At 38.5% G+C, this 17214-nt stretch carries 19 protein-coding genes; all 19 read left to right on the plus strand.

The annotated features are described in order from the left end of the window. Positions 1-3: 3 nt before the first annotated feature. The 19 genes from spoIIIAF (at position 4) to spoIVB (ending at position 16845) form a co-directional block, all read left to right on the plus strand. Positions 4-642, plus strand: coding sequence for a stage III sporulation protein AF (gene spoIIIAF / locus AN619_RS03875; protein WP_068555167.1), 639 nt, complete (start codon positions 4-6; stop codon positions 640-642). 21 nt (positions 643-663) lie between these two features. Then, a complete protein-coding gene (spoIIIAG, locus tag AN619_RS03880; RefSeq protein ID WP_068555168.1) occupies positions 664-1248 on the plus strand; it encodes a stage III sporulation protein AG in 585 nt (194 codons plus the stop codon). Positions 1249-1266: 18 nt separating this feature from the next. Further along, positions 1267-1956, plus strand: a complete 690-nt coding sequence (locus AN619_RS03885; RefSeq protein ID WP_068555169.1) for a SpoIIIAH-like family protein — start codon at positions 1267-1269, stop codon at positions 1954-1956. A gap of 77 nt (positions 1957-2033) precedes the next feature. Then, complete coding sequence (locus AN619_RS03890; protein ID WP_068555170.1) at positions 2034-2429, plus strand: Asp23/Gls24 family envelope stress response protein; 396 nt, start codon at positions 2034-2036, stop codon at positions 2427-2429. A gap of 66 nt (positions 2430-2495) precedes the next feature. Continuing rightward, positions 2496-3032, plus strand: coding sequence for an alkaline shock response membrane anchor protein AmaP (gene amaP, locus AN619_RS03895; RefSeq protein WP_068555171.1), 537 nt, complete (start codon positions 2496-2498; stop codon positions 3030-3032). A 4-nt stretch (positions 3033-3036) separates the two neighbouring features. Next, complete coding sequence (locus tag AN619_RS03900; RefSeq protein WP_242867312.1) at positions 3037-3279, plus strand: DUF2273 domain-containing protein; 243 nt, start codon at positions 3037-3039, stop codon at positions 3277-3279. A gap of 94 nt (positions 3280-3373) precedes the next feature. After that, a complete protein-coding gene (nusB, locus tag AN619_RS03905) occupies positions 3374-3772 on the plus strand; it encodes a transcription antitermination factor NusB (protein WP_068555172.1) in 399 nt (132 codons plus the stop codon). Positions 3773-3777: 5 nt separating this feature from the next. Beyond that, on the plus strand, positions 3778-4728 hold the full coding sequence (locus tag AN619_RS03910) for a Kae1-like domain-containing protein (protein WP_157064895.1): 951 nt from the start codon (positions 3778-3780) through the stop codon (positions 4726-4728). A 15-nt stretch (positions 4729-4743) separates the two neighbouring features. After that, positions 4744-5589: a bifunctional methylenetetrahydrofolate dehydrogenase/methenyltetrahydrofolate cyclohydrolase FolD gene (folD, locus tag AN619_RS03915; protein ID WP_068555174.1), complete on the plus strand. Its 846-nt coding sequence runs from the start codon at positions 4744-4746 to the stop codon at positions 5587-5589. Beyond that, entirely contained in the window at positions 5502-6848 is a 1347-nt protein-coding gene (gene xseA, locus AN619_RS03920) for an exodeoxyribonuclease VII large subunit (RefSeq protein ID WP_330382019.1), read from the plus strand. Before folD ends, xseA begins: the two co-directional genes overlap by 88 nt. Beyond that, positions 6802-7062, plus strand: coding sequence for an exodeoxyribonuclease VII small subunit (locus AN619_RS03925; RefSeq protein ID WP_242867314.1), 261 nt, complete (start codon positions 6802-6804; stop codon positions 7060-7062). The genes xseA and AN619_RS03925 overlap by 47 nt, the downstream gene beginning before the upstream one ends. 1 nt (position 7063) lies before the next feature. Next, the gene (locus tag AN619_RS03930; protein WP_068555176.1) at positions 7064-7954 is read left to right on the plus strand and encodes a polyprenyl synthetase family protein; all 891 of its coding nucleotides are present in this window, start codon (positions 7064-7066) and stop codon (positions 7952-7954) included. A 17-nt stretch (positions 7955-7971) separates the two neighbouring features. Further along, entirely contained in the window at positions 7972-8415 is a 444-nt protein-coding gene (locus tag AN619_RS03935; protein WP_242867316.1) for a divergent PAP2 family protein, read from the plus strand. A 952-nt stretch (positions 8416-9367) separates the two neighbouring features. Continuing rightward, complete coding sequence (locus tag AN619_RS03945; protein ID WP_198153232.1) at positions 9368-10012, plus strand: hypothetical protein; 645 nt, start codon at positions 9368-9370, stop codon at positions 10010-10012. Continuing rightward, positions 10005-11888, plus strand: a complete 1884-nt coding sequence (gene dxs / locus AN619_RS03950) for a 1-deoxy-D-xylulose-5-phosphate synthase (protein WP_068555178.1) — start codon at positions 10005-10007, stop codon at positions 11886-11888. Before AN619_RS03945 ends, dxs begins: the two co-directional genes overlap by 8 nt. 12 nt (positions 11889-11900) lie before the next feature. Further along, positions 11901-12716 carry a TlyA family RNA methyltransferase gene (locus AN619_RS03955; protein ID WP_068555179.1) on the plus strand — a complete coding sequence of 272 codons (816 nt, stop codon included), beginning with the start codon at positions 11901-11903 and terminating at the stop codon, positions 12714-12716. 457 nt (positions 12717-13173) lie between these two features. Then, positions 13174-13623 (plus strand): arginine repressor, encoded by a 450-nt coding sequence (locus AN619_RS03960; RefSeq protein WP_068555180.1) that lies wholly within the window; start codon positions 13174-13176, stop codon positions 13621-13623. Positions 13624-13638: 15 nt separating this feature from the next. Next, positions 13639-15378 carry a DNA repair protein RecN gene (gene recN, locus AN619_RS03965; protein WP_068555181.1) on the plus strand — a complete coding sequence of 580 codons (1740 nt, stop codon included), beginning with the start codon at positions 13639-13641 and terminating at the stop codon, positions 15376-15378. A 153-nt stretch (positions 15379-15531) separates the two neighbouring features. After that, positions 15532-16845 carry a SpoIVB peptidase gene (spoIVB, locus tag AN619_RS03970; protein WP_242867318.1) on the plus strand — a complete coding sequence of 438 codons (1314 nt, stop codon included), beginning with the start codon at positions 15532-15534 and terminating at the stop codon, positions 16843-16845. The last annotated feature ends 369 nt before the right edge of the window (positions 16846-17214 follow it).

Genomic DNA, 17214 nt, shown 5'->3' on the forward strand with positions numbered 1-17214 from the left:
GATATGGTTCCATTTTTGAGAACATGGACATTGAATATTGTCACGGTAGTTATATTTATCGCATTTGTTGAAATGCTGCTTCCCAATAGCAGTATGAAAAAATATATAAAAATGGTTGTGGGATTACTAGTGATTTTAGTAATATTAAATCCTATTCTGGAGTTGGTCCGTGGAAAAATGAACATACAGGATGAAATTTTTAAATCCTCTGCCATCGTTGAAAGACAAGCTTTATCTCAGCGTATCGATAAATTTCAAAACTTTCAGGATCAACAAATACTTTCCGTATATAAATTGAAAATTTTGGAACATCTGAAAGAAAAAATGAAATATGAATTCGGCAGGCAGGTTGTCCATGCAACAATAGAGATTGAAGAGAATCGGGGGAGCAAAGAATTTGGAAAGATAAAAAAAATATCTATGGTGATTTCCCATATGGATGCAAAGACCGACGGACGATCTGAAAATGGAATAAAACCCGTGGAAAAAATAACCGTCCAGGTAAACGGAACCCAGGAAAAAGTTACCTCTGCCGCTTCCTATGAAGATGATCTGGTTTCTGATATAAAAAATAACATTTCTAAGTTCTATGATATAGACAAAGATAATATTAATATTAGTGTATATAAGACAAGTCGTTAAAAGATCAAGGGGGAAAAGACAATGAGAGGGTTTGAAAAGTTTAAGGATATGATCAACAATTCCAACTATAAAAAAATAATATATAATCTCATTGCATTGATGATTCTATGTATGATTGCCTTGTTGTCATGGGATGTTTTTTTTCCAAAAAGTAAAAATACATCGGAAAGCAAACTGGTAGGTACCGTCAATCAAGAAGAAATTGAAAAATCGGCATATCAAGACAGTGTAGAACAGCAGCTAAAACATATTTTAAGTCAAATCAGGGGCGTAGGAGAAGTTGAAGTCATGATTACTTATGAAAGCACTTCGGAAGTGGTGCCTGCCATTAATACCACCCGATCCAGCCAATTGACAGAAGAAAAAGATGCCCAAGGAGGGACTAGGACGACAAAGCAGGAAGATCAGAGTGAAAGCATCATAACCTCATCCAATGGCACCGCAGGTCAGGTGATTGTTTTGAAGGAAATAAAACCGCAAATCCGTGGTGTCGTCGTTGTGGCAGAAGGTGCAGGGGATATTGCGGTAAAAACCGAATTAATCGAAGCAGTAAAAACAATTTTTCAAATTCCTGCTCATAAAGTAATGGTGTACGAAAAAAAATAGTTTGAGGGGGAAACCGTTATGTTAAAATTGAAAAGAAGAAATTATTTCATTTTATCTTTGGTGGCAGTATTGTGTTTTGTCAGCTATCTTAATTATGCGATCAATAAATATTCTTTGTTGGAAACGTCCTCAGAATTTGCCCGATATGAAGAAATAAAGTTATCCGAGGTTCACTTAGAAAATGAAACAGACGGAAAAAATGAGGAAACCGGTGAGCAGTTGCAAAATACGCAGAGTGCAGATCCATCGGATGCTGGTGTGGCAGTGATTGACAGTACCCAAAATCAAGCAAAGGATCTCGTCTCCATGACAAGTGCCAATATTGAAAGTTCCATAACCAGCAGTAAAAATATAAAAAGGACCAATTATTTTATGGAAGCCCGATTGAATACTTCAATCGAAAGGGAAAAAATTGTAGGCCTGCTCAATGAAATGATCAACAATGAAATGACCGATGAAGATAATAGAAAAGCAGCCAACGACCAAAAACTAAAATTAATTGACATTATGAACAAAGAAAAAATTATTGAAAATCTCATCAAGGCAAAAGGCTTTGAGGAAGCCCTTGTATTTATTACGGACAATTCCGTCAATGTAATCGTAGAAGCTGAAAAGCTGACAGATTCAGATGTAGCAAAAATTTTAGATATCGTTATGCGGGAAACAAAAGTTCCTTTCGATAATATAAAAATATTAAATAAATTCTAGTTGGATTTGTAAATCAAATATGCATTTGGTATAATATTCTATAGATATTTGCATTCATAGATGCTGGGGGTGTAGCAATGGTCAATCATAATCTAGAGAACCCGGAATACGGTCAAATAAAAATAGCAGATGAAGTGGTAGGAATTATCGCTGGGCTTGCTGCTACAGAAGTGCCGGGTGTTGCAGGCATGAGCGGCGGCATCGCCGGTGGCATTGCAGAGATGCTGGGAAGAAAGAATTTATCAAAAGGAGTAAAGGTTGAAGTCGGAGAAAAAGAAGCGGCTGTCGACTTATTTATCATCGTGGAATATGGCGTAAAGATTCCAGATGTCTCCTGGCAAATCCAAGAAAGTGTAAAAAAGGCAGTTGAAACCATGACCGGATTGAAGGTTGTAGAAGTAAATATTCATGTGCAGGGTGTAAATCTTGAGAAAGACAACAAAGACGAAGAAATTATACAAAGAGTAAAATAAACATTGAAACTAACCCTCTGATTGCTCAGAGGGTTAGTTTCAATGTTTTAAGAAAGGGGTTTTTGTATGAACATGCTGGATCGAATCTTTTTGACCATATACAGCCTGATTATTGGTATATTTTCCTTTTTTCTTCTGTTTGTGCCCTTTTATGAAGATGCCTATTGGTGGACAAGCCACATATTAAACATTTACAAGTTTGACTGGAAATATGTGATAATTCCTGGAATTTTTCTAGCCGTCAGTGCCCGATTTCTTATCTCCGGCTTGCGGGTAAACACATCAAAAAATAAAGGGATCATAAGGCATACATCCTATGGTGAGATAAAAATTTCTTTGCATACGATCGAAAGTATGGCCCAAAGATCTGCCAGAGAAATATCAGGTCTTCGGGATATTCGTGCCGCCGTGTATCCCCTTGCCGAAGGAATTATGATCCATATTACCGCTTTTGCGGCACCGGATGCCAACATTCCTGAAACAACGGTAAAAGTGCAGCAAACCATCAAAAATTATATCGAGCAATATACAGGCATTGAGGTAAGAGAAATAAAAGTAAGCATAGAGGATATTGCTTCAATCAGTAAGGGAAGGGTAGAATAGAGATATGAGGGGTATGATAATCAATAAAGAAAAAATCATGGACGTGCTGTGGCACCATTGGGGAAAGATGGTGGGCATGCTTACAGGTTTGGTATTTAGCTTATTGGTGATTTTTATCGGCATCCTCAAGACTATATTTATAGGCGTGTGTATCTATATAGGCTATGTTATTGGCAAAAAGATTGATAATAAAGAAGATTTATGGGAGTTTCTGGATAGAATATTGCCACCGGGAAATTTAAAATAAATTTTACATACATATACATATCCTATTTTGAGTCACAATATTGAAAAGAACATCAAGCATCAATAAAGAGATTTGTACAACTAGGAGGATATCAATGAGTAGAAAATTAGCCCGAGAAATGACTATGAAATTAATTTATCAAATGGATATACAGGGAGATTTTTCCGAAGAAATCATTGATCGCTTTATTGGCGAATTGCCCGATGATGAACAACAAAATACATATATCCGGGATGTAGCAGGAAAATACCTGGAACATAAAGCAGCAATTGATCAAAAAATTGAGCAGCATGCCTTTGAATGGAAATTAGATAGGATGCCCAAGGTGGATGCGGCTATATTAAGACTGGCCGTTGCGGAAATATTTTATCGAGAGGATATTCCCGAGAGTGTTGCTATTAACGAAGCCGTAGAATTGGCCAAAAAGTATAGTACAGACCATTCGGGTAGCTTTATTAATGGAATTTTAGGCAGTCTTGTGGAGAAGAAGTGATCATTATGAAACAATATTATTTAGGGATTGATACGAGCAATTATACAACATCCGTTGCGATTATTGATGAAAAGGAAAAATTAATTTATGAAAACAGAAAACTGCTGGAAGTGAAGAAAGGGGAGAGGGGATTAAGACAGTCGGATGCCCTCTTTCAACATGTTTTGACCATCCCCGCCTTATTTGAGAATATTTCGAAATATATCGATTGCCGGCACATAAAAAAAGTCAGCGCCAGCAGCAGGCCCAGACCTGTGGAAGGTTCATACATGCCGGTTTTTAGCGTAGGAGTGTCCTTTGGAAAAACCTTAGCCCATGTTCTCAATTGCCCCTATGTGGAATTCAGTCATCAGGAAAATCATATCAAAGCAGCAGAGTGGTCCATTGGAGAATCCTTAGGAGAAAGGTTTATTGCTGTTCATACTTCCGGTGGAACCACGGAGATATTGGGAGTAGAAAAAAAACATGGCAGGGGCTATCATATTCAAATCTTAGGCGGAACCAAAGATATCAGCGCTGGACAACTAATTGATCGTATCGGCGTAAAGCTGGGGCTCAATTTCCCTGCCGGAAAATATTTGGACGGTATGGCGGAAGCAGCAGAAGAAAATGATTTTAGCCTCCCTGTATCTGTGAAAGGCAGCCATATCAACTTCTCCGGGCCTGAAACAATGGCCGCAAGATCCATTGAAAAGCATATGGATGCAGGTAAGGTTGCAAAGGCGGTGTTTCAATGTATATCCGTATCTTTGGAAAAGGCTGTTGCCCATACATGTGCAATGACCGGTTTGAAACAAGTATTGATGATAGGCGGTGTGGCTTCCAGCACCTATCTGCGGAAGCATTTGAACAAAAGCCTTAGAAAAAAAAATATTCAGATCTATTTTGGAGATGCAAAGTATTGTACTGACCATGCCATTGGAACAGCATTGTTGGGATTGGAAAACAATCTATAACTGGAGGGTGATTTTATGACTGCTAAAATATTGGATGGTAAAAAACTTTCTAAGGAAATAAAAGAAAAAATAGCCAATGACATCAAGGCCTTGCAGAAAAGCAAGGGAATCATACCGGGTTTGGCAGTAATTATTGCAGGAGATGATGAAGCCTCCCATGTATATGTATCCATGAAGGAAAAGGCCTGCGAAAGTGTAGGAATGTACTCTAAATCATTTAAATTGCCAGGAACAATTACCCAAGAAGAACTGCTGAAAATTATAGACGAACTAAACGATGATGAAAAAATCCATGGTATATTGGTGCAGTTGCCCCTTCCTCCGGGCATCGATGAGAGAATGGTCAACGAACGGATATTGCCTTCCAAGGATATTGACGGATTTCATGCCATCAATCACGGGCGTCTTTTTTTAGGAGAAGATAGTTTGATTCCATGTACCCCAAAAGGAATCATTGAATTAATCAAATATACGGGTGTCCCCATATCTGGCAAACATGCCGTTGTAATCGGCAGGAGCAATATTGTAGGAAAACCGACGGCCATGCTGCTTTTGAGGGAAAATGCTACTGTCACCATATGTCATTCCAAGACAAAGGATTTGACCTCCCATGTAAGATCGGCTGATATCCTTGTTTCTGCCGCAGGAATTCCTAATCTTGTCCGAGGGAACATGGTAAAAGAAGGAGCTATCGTTATCGATGCTGGTACAAGGGTAGTGGAGGATAAGCTGGTAGGAGACGTGAATTTTAATGAAGTAGAAAAAATTGCTTCATGGCTTACCCCCGTGCCTGGCGGCGTCGGGCCCATGACCATTGCCATGCTGTTGCAAAATACATTAAAGGCGGCAATGATGAAATGAAAATAAGGGCTTTAAGTGTTTCTGAGTTAAATCAATATGTGAAAAGAATTTTATCCTCAGATCCTATATTAAGCAATATCCATCTTCGGGGAGAGGTTTCCAATTTCAAGGTACACAACAGCGGCCATGCGTATTTTTCTTTGAAAGACGAAAAAAGTAAAGTGAACTGCATCATGTTTAGAGAGAATTTCTCTAAATTAAAATACACCATCACAGAAGGGTTAAACGTGATTGTCAAAGGATATATTTCTGTCTATGAAAGAGATGGCCAATATCAGATGTATATCCGTGAAATGGAACCCGATGGCATCGGATCTCTCTATCTGGCATTTCAACAGTTGAAGCGCAGACTGGAGCAAGAGGGTCTTTTTGACATCTCCCATAAGAAAAAAATTTCACGGTTCCCTAAAAAGATTGCTGTAATTACATCCCCTACGGGAGCAGCCATTCGCGACATCATTTCTGTGATTCAAAGAAGAAATCCTACGGTGGATATTCTGATATATCCTGTTTTGGTGCAAGGGGAAACTGCCAGTGGAGAAATCTCCCAGGCCATTCATCGATTAAATTGTTTAAAAAATATCGATATCATTATTCTTGGCAGAGGTGGAGGCTCCATAGAAGAACTATGGGCTTTCAACGAAGAAATTGTTGCACGAAGTATTTTCGCCTCACGAATACCCATTATTTCTGCCGTAGGCCATGAAACAGATTTTACAATTAGTGATTTTGTAGCAGATTTAAGAGCGCCTACCCCTTCTGCTGCAGCAGAGATGGCCGTACCCTATTATGGAGAACTGAAAAATACATTGGAAGGATATCGAAACTACCTAAACCTAACCCTTTTGCATCAAATAAAAGAAAAGAAAAACTATCTTCAAAATTTTGGGAAGGACAGAATGGATAATTTACTTGACAGCAGACTGAGGGAAGAACAACAGCACCTGGATGCATTATGCAGGGATTTGCAGAATAACGTGGAGAATATATTCGAAAAAAAGAAAAACAGACTCATGGCTAGTGGATATAAGCTGGAAGTACTAAATCCTCTTTCTACTTTGTTTAGAGGATATGCCATTGCCTATGATGGGAAAAACAAAAATAACCTTTGTTCAGTAGATCAAGTAAAATTAGGTGACGATATTCATATTATGTTAACTGACGGCAAATTATTATGTACAGTTGCGGACATTCATAAGGGGGAAGAAGGCATTGAAAATTTCAGAAAACAAATGCAAGGAAAAAGATGTATCCTTTGAAGATGCAATCAAGCGTCTTGAGGAAATCGTAAATCTTTTAGACGAAGGAAGCTTGACCTTGAATGAAACTTTGTCTTTATATGAAGAAGGAATTCGTTTATATAAATGCTGTAATGAAATATTAGAAAAAACGGAGCAAAAAATAACCATACTGATCAAGGGAGATGGGGAAAAGTACGAAGAAGTAGACTTTAAGGATTTTAAGGGGGAATAATATGGACTTAAAAGATATATTAGATGCCAAACTAAAAATTATTGACGACGCCTTGGAACAGTACCTGCCGAAAGAAAAAAACTGCCAGGATATTATTTTTGAATCCATGCGATACAGTGTATTTGCTGGAGGAAAAAGATTAAGACCGATTCTTATGTTGGCAGCATGCGAATTTGCTGATGGAAAGATAGAAGATGTATTGCCCTTTTGCTGTGCAATTGAAATGATTCATACGTATTCTTTAATTCATGATGACTTGCCGGCCATGGACAACGATGATTTCCGAAGGGGCAAGCTAACAAACCATAAAGTATATGGGGAAGGGATTGCAATTCTTGCCGGCGACGGACTCTTAAACTATGCTTATGAGCTTATGTTGAAGGCTATATTGCAAAATCCGGTGAACTGGGAACGAAAGGTTGCAGCCATGTATGAAATTGCTTCAGCCTCAGGAATTTACGGCATGATTGGCGGGCAAGTAATCGATTTGCTATCAGAAAACAAACAGATTGATGGTGAAACTTTGGATTTCATACATCTTCATAAAACTGCCGCCCTCATCATTGCCTCCATTCGAGCAGGGGCGATGATTGGAGGAGCTGACGAAACCATGATGGCCTGCCTTACGGAATATGGAAAAAATGTAGGCTTAGGCTTTCAAATCACCGACGATATATTAGATATCGTTGGCAACGAAGAGAAGCTAGGCAAAAAAGTGGGCAGTGATATAGAAAACCAAAAAGCTACTTATCCATCTATCCATGGTATGGAAAAGTCCGTACAGAAAGTTCAGGAGCTTTTTCATAAGAGTGTATCAGCAATGGAACAATATCATGAAAAGGCAGAATTTTTTATTCGACTTGCCGATTATTTGGTAAAAAGGGACTATTAGATGGAGGAGGTAGAAAAGTGCTGTTTTTAGAGCAAATGGCAAAGAACCAAGTTTTTATTGTGGCCTTGGTATCTTGGTTTGTCGCACAAACATTGAAGGTAATTTATACCCTCATAAAAGATAAAAAGCTAAATCTGTACAGGTTTGTGGGATCAGGGGGCATGCCCAGTTCCCATTCGTCTTTAGTAATGGGTTTGTCAACAGCCGTAGGGTTAAAAAGCGGGTGGGATTCCATTCCCTATGCCATCGCATTATCTTTTGCATTAATTATCATGTACGATGCATCCGGTGTTAGAAGAGCCGTAGGCAAACAAGCAATTATATTAAACAAAATCATTGAAGATCGACATCATCATAAACCCATTGGGGAACAGCGATTGAAAGAATTGATAGGACATACTCCTTTCGAAGTTTTTGCCGGTGCTATTCTCGGGATCATTATCGCCAACCTGATGATTTGAATTCATATGTAAACTATGCTATAATATTATCTGGCTTATAAAGACCATGGCAGAGACAGGAAGTGGCGCAGTATTCTAGTCAGTACTGCCATTTCTGAAGGCGGGGCTAAAAATCCGTCGAAGGGCACATCGATGAAGTTCCTGGTTTCGGCTGCCGACGCCCAGTCGGGGGTCGGTGCTGGGAGTAAGGTGAAGGGGGCGATCCACAATGGCATGTGGGCGATGACCCTCTCACCGTGGAGACCTAAAAGAAGGACCCTGTCCGTATTTTAGGATAAACCTGCAGGGTGGTACCAATTCTTGACGATTGTGTGCTACATGCAGCGTAGCCTGCCTTGAGTGGGATTTGGTGGATAATAGATTGCAGGTATGATGCCTATCGGCCAATGGGTATGATACTATTGCTATTCGAAACCTTTTCTGCAAAAGAGGCTAGGAAATGGTTTGGCTGTCGAGGAAAACTCCTAGACTGTTCCTTTGGAGGCATATTGGGGATTACAGTGCGGACTCAGTGGCAATCTAGTCTTACCTTTGGCGACAGGGTAAAAATGGATTTAAAGGGAAACCGCTGATTTGGCGACAAACCAGTACCCATTTGGGAAAGCCTACTAGACCTAAGCCGCAAAATTTACTCAATATGCTGCCACTTCCTGCATCATAAGATAGATTTGCATAAGAAAAAATTTTATTGTTCATCATTTTCATGGATTATAGAAAAGCCGATGCTGATGCAATCAGTTCAGACGAAAGATAAGACAATCATGCTGATGAACCCTTGAGATTTAGGCTTCGCCGAGAATTAGCAAGGCGCTTTTTTCTTTTTTTTAAAAAAGCGGTGCAGCTCTGAGCGGAAAGCCAAATCTCAAGGGTTTGTCTGCAGACTCTAGCTGTATGCTATCAGCCTTTATAAAGATTTATTATCTTATTGAATGTTTTATAGGTGAGAATATACATGAAAATACAAACCAAGAAAATATCCCATAGAAAAAATAGAAATTTTAGAACCGGGTTCCGTTTATATAATATCAGATGGGTAATACTCATCAGTGTATGGACATTTTTTTTAGCGGTGGGCATGAGCTTTGTCTCTGAAACTATATTGCGGAATGTAAACATATTCATTGCTTTTGCCATACTGATTATCATCGTTTTTACAGGTATCATTTTTGACTTGATTGGTATTGCCGTGGCATCAGCCAGGGAGACACCCTTTCACTCCATGGCAGCGAATAAAATGACGGGTGCAAAATTTGCAGTTAAATTAGTCAGAAATGCCGGTCCTGTAGCAAATTTCTGTAATGACGTGATTGGTGATATTTGCGGTATCATCAGTGGGGCTGCCAGTGCCATTATTATCATCAAACTGAGTACCACCAGCACAATCAACATGTCCTTGCTTTCTGTATTTCTTAGCGGCATAGTGGCGGCTTTTACCGTGGGAGGAAAAGCCATTGCCAAAGAAATTGCACTGCGGAAGTCAAAAGAGATCGTTTTCTATGTAGGAAAGTTATTATATTATATTCATTTTAGGTTTGGTGTGGATTTTCTGCCCGATAGAAAACGAAATTGCAACCCAAAGAGAAAGAGAGATGAATAAGGTGAGAGAACTTATTGCACAAATTAATTCACCTGCAGATATAAAAAAATTAAGTGATTTAGAATTACAGCGTTTGGCAAAGGAAATCAGAAGTTTTTTAATTGAAAGCGTGTCAAAAACCGGTGGTCATTTGGCCTCAAATCTAGGGGTTGTAGAGCTTACCTTAGCCATTCATCGCGTTTTTAATAGTCCAAAGGACAAAATCATATGGGACGTAGGTCATCAAGCTTATGTACATAAACTGCTGACAGGAAGAAAGTATTTATTTCATACCCTGAGAAAATATAAAGGATTAAGCGGATTCCCAAAGCGGAGCGAAAGCGAACATGATGTATTTGAAACAGGACACAGCAGCACATCTATTTCCGCAGGATTAGGTATGGCAAAGGCTCGGGACCTATTGGGTGAAAAATATGCCGTTGTTTCCGTCATAGGGGATGGCGCCCTTACGGGAGGAATGGCCTTTGAGGCATTAAATCATGCAGGACATTCCCATACGGATTTCATCGTTATATTAAATGATAATGAAATGTCCATTTCCCAAAACGTAGGTGGACTTTCAAAGTATTTAAACCGTCTAAGATCAGATCCCACCTATTTTAAAGTAAAAGATGACGTAGAAAACTTTTTAAATAAAATTCCTGCCGTGGGAAAAGCCGTATTTAAAACAGCAGAAAAAGCTAAGGATAGTCTGAAATATTTCCTTGTTCCCGGCGTAATCTTTGAAGAACTTGGCTTTACTTATTTAGGACCGGTGAATGGCCATGATATCAAAGAATTGAGCATTGTCCTCAATAGAGCCAAAAACATCAAGGGTCCTGTCTTTATCCATGTATTGACGAAAAAAGGAAAAGGTTATGATTTTGCCGAGAAAAATCCGGATCAGTTTCATGGAGTAAGTCCTTTTAAAATTGAAACGGGGAAAGTATTGTCAACCCATGGGAATATCAGTTATTCACTGATCTTTGGAAATACTTTATGTGAAATGGCTGAAAAAAATGATCGCATTGTAGCAATTACTGCAGCAATGCCTTCCGGAACCGGGTTGAATGCGTTTGCTGCAAGATACCCAGAACGATTTTTTGATGTAGGAATCGCCGAACAACATGCTGTTACTTTTGCGGCAGGCCTGGCCACTAGGGGATTAAGACCTGTATTTGCTGTATATTCAACTTTTCTTCAGCGGGCCTATGACCAGATTGTCCATGACGTTTGCATGCAAAATTTGCCTGTAGTCTTTTGTATAGACCGGGGTGGCTTGGTGGGGAATGACGGAGAAACCCATCACGGAATTTTTGATTTATCCTTCCTAAGCCATATACCCAACATTACGATTATGGCCCCGAAGGATGGCAAAGAGTTGCAAAGCATGATGCACTTTGCCATAAATCATAATGGGCCTGTGGCAATTCGCTATCCCAGGGGGGAAAGTGACGATTTTTCATCTATATCTTCAGATTATGATGTATCTAATTTGCAGTCCGAAGTATTGATCAGAGGTAAAGATGTATGTATCATTGCCATCGGCAATATGGTAAAAGCCGCCTATGAAGCCGTCGTCAGGCTAAAGGCGGAGGGCATAGATTGTACTGTGATTAACGGCAGGTTTGCAAAACCTTTAGATGAAAATACAATTATATCCGAATGTTTAAATGTAGAAAATATTATCACCCTTGAAGATAACCTAATAAAAGGTGGATTTGGCAGTCAGATCCTTGAATTGCTTAGTAGAAAAAAAATGAACCATAAGAATTTTAAGATGCTGGGCTTACCGGATAAGTTTATTGAACATGGAGACACGGAGGATCTTATGAGGGCTTATGGTTTGGATATTAACGGAATCATAGGACATATCCGCGAAATGATGAAAAAATAGGAGAGAAGATACATGGGAGAAAAAAATAGAATCGATATCCTCTTAGTAGAAAAAGGGTTTTTCGATTCCCGTGAAAAAGCCCGTAAATCAATTATGGCAGGCTTAGTATTTGCAGATAATCAGCGTATTGATAAATGCGGTACAAAGGTAGATGGAGATGCAAAGATTGAAATCAAAGGAAATGCAATACCCTATGTAAGCAGGGGAGGATTCAAACTTGAAAAAGCAATCCATGAATTTGGCATCAGCCTGACAGGTCTGGTTGCTTTGGATATTGGTGCCTCTACGGGTGGCTTTACCGACTGCATGCTAAAAAACGGAGCAAAAAAAGTATATGCTATTGATGTGGGATATGGACAGCTTGCATGGGAACTGCGACAGGATCATCGGGTTGTTGTAATGGAGCGTACCAATATTCGCCATGTCAAAAAAGAAGATTTTTCAGAAACCATTGATTTTGCATCTATTGATGTTTCATTCATATCTTTAAAGCTTGTACTGCCTGTGGTCAACGCCTTGGTGAAGCCCGGAGGAGAAGTTGTTTGCCTAATCAAACCCCAATTTGAAGCGGGGAGAGAAAAGGTAGGAAAAAAAGGTGTCGTAAAAGATATTAAAGTCCACAAGGAAGTAATCTCCAATATTTTAAATTTTGCCATAGAAAATACATATTCAGTAAAAGGCTTATCCTATTCCCCTATTAAGGGGCCGGAAGGAAACATAGAATACCTCGCCTATCTGATCAACGGCACCGTTGACGAAATGAAAAATTCAATAGAACTGGAACCTTTCATAGAGAATGTTGTTCATGCATCCCATAAACATCTATAAAGATAACCTTTCGGAGGTTATCTCAGACTATAGAAAAAACAATGGGACAAGAAAGAACCCTTGAAATTTAGGCTTCGTCGCGAATCAGCAAGCTGCCTTTTTCCTTATAACCCATAGGAAATTATGTACTTTCCTAAATTGTAGATAAGTCATAATTTCCGTCATGGGTTTCAACAAAGTCTTCCTTTCAATCTTCCAACGGAAGACTTTGTTGTTTTTTTATTTTAGAAAAGCAGCCCAGATCTGAGCAGGAAGCCAAATCTCAAGGGTTTGTCTATAAATTAAGATAACCTTTCGGAGCTTATCTTCGCTTGACATTGGCTGTATTTTTGCGTAAAAAATTTTTTTTGCCTATAAAGGATAAAATAGAATTGTGTAGAATAATGTTATTACGTGCCAATGATAAATTATTCATAAATATAATAAAAAATTTAATATTCTTTTCAGGAGGTTTCTTATGAAATATTCAAGGCATGCAAAAATATTAGAAATTATTGAAGATCATGAAATCGAGACCCAGGAAGAATTGGCTGAATATCTGAAAAAAAACGGTATTCATGTGACCCAAGCTACTGTTTCTAGAGATATTAAAGAATTAAGGCTGATTAAGGTACTGGCAAAGAGCGGCCGATATAAGTATGCATCTTTAAAACAACAGGAAAGTGCGATTTCGGATCGGCTGGTCAAAATATTTAAGGATTCCATCTTATCCATTGATAGTGCGGGCAATATTGTAGTTCTTAAAACATTGGCCGGCGCTGCCAATGCGGCAGGTGCAGCGGTAGATGCATTGGACATCAAAGAAATTGTCGGTACAATTGCCGGAGACGATACCATCTTCATACTTGTTCGAGAACAAGAGGCCGTGGGCATGGTGGTTGATAGATTTAAAAAGCTCATAAAATAAACCGGAGGTATAGGAATGCTCTTGGATGTATTCATAGAAAATTTTGCCTTGATAGAAAAACTGAGAATAAGTTTTTCCGAAGGATTGAATGTTCTTACCGGCGAAACAGGTGCAGGTAAATCAATACTCATTGATGCCGTAAACATGGCAATCGGGTTAAGAGCAGATAAAAACTATATAAGAACCGGTGCCGATAAGGCAATGATTCAGCTGATTTTCCAATGCAATCATCCTTGCCTAAAAAATTTATTCAAGGAACATGGGATTGATTTGGAAGATGATGGACTCCTGATATTGACGCGAGAAATTTATAGCAATGGTAGAAGCATTTCTAGGATGAATGATAAAATTGTCACCGTTGCCCTGGTTCGGGAAATCAGCAAATACTTGATAGATATTCACGGACAGCATGAGCATCAGTCTCTCCTTTATCCTGAAAATCATATGAATATCCTCGATTCTTTTGGTGAAAAGGAAATATCTCCCTTGAAAATGGATGTAGCCAATAAGTTTCAAACGTTAAAATCCTTAGAAAAAAAGCTGTTTTCCCTTTATGGAAATGAAACGGAAAGAGAAAGAAAAATCGATTTATTGAAATTTCAGTTAAAGGAAATTGATGATTGCCATTTAAAAAAAGGAGAAGAAGAAGCTCTTTTGGCAGAAAAAAATTTGCTGTCCAATAGTGAAAAGATTTTTTCTATTATCTCCAGGTCCTATGAGATACTGTATCATGGTAATGAACAGTATCAACCTGTCTTGGACGGCGTTGGGCATATTGTCAACGAACTGAACCATATAAAAGACCTTGATCCGACACTGTCGGATATGTATCAGATATTGGAAGATTCTTTATGGAAACTGCAAGACGTTGCAAGGGATATGCGCCTTTATAAAGATCGTATCGAATTTGATCCTGCTGCGTTGGAAAACATTGAAAAAAGATTGGATATTATCAATCACTTAAAAAGAAAATACGGGAAGACAATCGAAGAGATTTTAACCTATCGTCAACTGATTTTCGAAGAATTGGAAGAAATCATCAACAGCGAACAGATTGCAAAGGAGCTTATCTCTAAAATTGATGAAACAAAAAAAGAATTGTGTATTTTATCTGAAAAATTAAGTGAGATCAGAAAAAAAGCGGCACGCCGTTTACAAGATAAAATTACAGAAGAATTAACCAGTTTAAACATGTCGAATGTGGTTTTCAAGGTGGACTTTTCCTATTCCTTGGATAAATCCAACCAGTATATTTTCACATCCAAGGGAATCGATCGGATAGAATTTTTGATATCTACCAATCCCGGTGAGCCATTGAAACCTTTATCAAAGATTGTCTCTGGTGGGGAAATGTCCAGAATCATGCTTGCCTTTAAAACAATTTTAGCAAAAATCGATAATATTCCTACCCTTATTTTTGACGAAATCGATGCAGGGATTAGTGGTCGGACAGCAACGATTGTGGGTGAAAAATTAGCTAGAATTTCTCGCACTCATCAAATCCTATGCATCACCCATTTGCCACAAATTGCCCTTATGGCAGACAAGCACTTTTATATAGAAAAAAACACCGGAGAAGGAAGCACAAAAACTGTGGTAAAACAATTAAAGGATCAAGACCGCATCATGGAGCTGGCAAGATTGCTAGGCGGCGTCTCTTTGACAGATTTGACCGTAGAGCATGCAAAAGAAATGCTGCAGCTTGGCAAAGATTATAAAAGCAAAATCCAGGAGAAAAAAGAAAAAATAGGTTGATTGCAGCCTATTTTTTTCTGCTTTTCTAAGGGGTCAATGACAATATTTATCAAGCATAATAAATTTGAAAACAGGCTACGCTAACTATAGAATCACAAAATTTTAATCCATGGAGGTGAAGAAAAGTATAAGGGGAAAAGAGGAGTGTGATCTTTGTTGCAAATTGACAGAAAAAAGCGCCTCATTTCGCTTTGCCTGGCTGCAGTTTTCATGACTGCATTTTACGTTTTTGTAGTAAAAGAAATTGTTCAATTCCCCAATGAGTTGAAAATCTTCGAAGGAGAGAGTCAATCTTTAAATATTAAATTTCCTTTAAAAATAATGAGCGAAGATGATAAAAATCATATCCTTCGATTGGTAGATTTAGACAAAAAAGATACAAATTCCATTCAGCTAAGTCCGCTGAAATTAGGAAAAACAAATATTCAACTGAAATTTTTAGGCATCGTGCCTATTAAAAATTTAACGGTAGAAGTTATTCCCAAGGTAAAAGTAATTCCTGGAGGACAATCCATCGGTGTGCGTTTGAATACAAAGGGTGTTTTAATTGTAGGATTGGAGGAGATAGAGGGAATTGATGGAAAAAAATATAACCCTGGTTATCATGCAGGCTTAAATATCGGTGACAGCATCCTTGAAATTAATAATGAAAAGGTCAGAGATGCTGAACATGTAACAAACATTATCAATAGCAATAAAAATAAGAAGCTATATTTAAAAATCAAACGTGGAGAAAGATTCATCAATGTTGAAATAACTCCGGTCAAATCAGCAGAAGACGGAGAATATCGATTGGGATTATGGGTAAGGGATAAAACAGCAGGGGTAGGAACCCTTACTTTTTATCATCCTGATACAATGAAGTTTGGTGCATTGGGGCATGCAATCACAGATATTGACACAGGACTTTTGCTTTCTGTGAACAGCGGTGAGGTGATTAAATCAAGGGTAGCCTCTGTTCAGCAGGGCAAACGAGGAAAACCTGGTGAAATCAAGGGAATCTTTTATGAAACAAGCAAGCCCATTGGGAACCTTGAAAAAAATACCCACTTTGGCATATATGGAAGGGCATACGAGGAAATTCAAAATCCTATTTATCGCCAACCAATTGACATTGGATTCCAAAGTCAAGTGAAAGAAGGAAAAGCTACGATTTTAACGACTGTAGACAGCGACGAAGTCCAAGAATATGAGGTGTATATAGAAAAGGTGAATTATCAAAAAAATCCGGGAATAAAAAGTATGATTATTCGGGTGACTGATCAAAGGCTTCTTGAAAAAAGCGGAGGAATTGTCCAAGGAATGAGCGGCAGCCCTATTATCCAGGATGGAAAATTAGTTGGTGCTGTCACCCATGTATTTGTTCATGATCCCACAAAAGGATACGGTCTTTTTATTGAATGGATGTTGCATGAATGTGGGATAGAGTTATATAATCATCGCCAAATCGCAAATAATGCCCAATAAAAAGAGTGCCAACAGGGCACTCTCAGTTTGTAGAAAAAGTAATGGGCCCTTCAGATTTAGGCTTCGTCGCGAATCAGCAAGCCGCTTTTTTCCTTATCACCCATAGGAAATTAGGTGCTTTCCTAAATTGTAGATAAGTCATAATTTCCGTCATGGGTTTCAACAAAGTCTTCCTTTCAATCTTCCAACGGAAGGCTTTCTTTTTTATTTAGAAAAGGGGCGCAGGTCTGAACAGAAAGTCAAATCTCAAGGGTTTGTCTACAAGCTAAGAGTGCCAACAGGGCAATCTTTGTATGTTATTACTTTAAAAGAATTTACATAAAAAAATTTGCTATTCTTTGCCAGATGGGAAGGAAATTTTGTATCTTT

This window comes from Thermotalea metallivorans, from assembly GCF_001562415.1.
Classification (GTDB): Bacteria; Bacillota; Clostridia; order Peptostreptococcales; family Thermotaleaceae; genus Thermotalea; species Thermotalea metallivorans.

What these genes read in the sequence shown, in the direction of transcription:
- AN619_RS03900 (WP_242867312.1), top strand. Translation starts at nt 3,037, where the DNA reads ATGAGGGGTATGATAATCAATAAAGAAAAAATCATGGACGTGCTGTGG.
- spoIIIAG (WP_068555168.1), top strand. Translation starts at nt 664, where the DNA reads ATGAGAGGGTTTGAAAAGTTTAAGGATATGATCAACAATTCCAACTAT.
- AN619_RS03955 (WP_068555179.1), top strand. Translation starts at nt 11,901, where the DNA reads ATGGGAGAAAAAAATAGAATCGATATCCTCTTAGTAGAAAAAGGGTTT.
- AN619_RS03960 (WP_068555180.1), top strand. Translation starts at nt 13,174, where the DNA reads ATGAAATATTCAAGGCATGCAAAAATATTAGAAATTATTGAAGATCAT.
- folD (WP_068555174.1), top strand. Translation starts at nt 4,744, where the DNA reads ATGACTGCTAAAATATTGGATGGTAAAAAACTTTCTAAGGAAATAAAA.
- dxs (WP_068555178.1), top strand. Translation starts at nt 10,005, where the DNA reads ATGAATAAGGTGAGAGAACTTATTGCACAAATTAATTCACCTGCAGAT.
- AN619_RS03945 (WP_198153232.1), top strand. Translation starts at nt 9,368, where the DNA reads ATGAAAATACAAACCAAGAAAATATCCCATAGAAAAAATAGAAATTTT.
- amaP (WP_068555171.1), top strand. Translation starts at nt 2,496, where the DNA reads ATGAACATGCTGGATCGAATCTTTTTGACCATATACAGCCTGATTATT.
- nusB (WP_068555172.1), top strand. Translation starts at nt 3,374, where the DNA reads ATGAGTAGAAAATTAGCCCGAGAAATGACTATGAAATTAATTTATCAA.
- AN619_RS03885 (WP_068555169.1), top strand. Translation starts at nt 1,267, where the DNA reads ATGTTAAAATTGAAAAGAAGAAATTATTTCATTTTATCTTTGGTGGCA.
- AN619_RS03890 (WP_068555170.1), top strand. Translation starts at nt 2,034, where the DNA reads ATGGTCAATCATAATCTAGAGAACCCGGAATACGGTCAAATAAAAATA.
- spoIIIAF (WP_068555167.1), top strand. Translation starts at nt 4, where the DNA reads ATGGTTCCATTTTTGAGAACATGGACATTGAATATTGTCACGGTAGTT.
- recN (WP_068555181.1), top strand. Translation starts at nt 13,639, where the DNA reads ATGCTCTTGGATGTATTCATAGAAAATTTTGCCTTGATAGAAAAACTG.
- AN619_RS03910 (WP_157064895.1), top strand. Translation starts at nt 3,778, where the DNA reads ATGAAACAATATTATTTAGGGATTGATACGAGCAATTATACAACATCC.
- AN619_RS03930 (WP_068555176.1), top strand. Translation starts at nt 7,064, where the DNA reads ATGGACTTAAAAGATATATTAGATGCCAAACTAAAAATTATTGACGAC.
- xseA (WP_330382019.1), top strand. Translation starts at nt 5,502, where the DNA reads ATGGCTTACCCCCGTGCCTGGCGGCGTCGGGCCCATGACCATTGCCAT.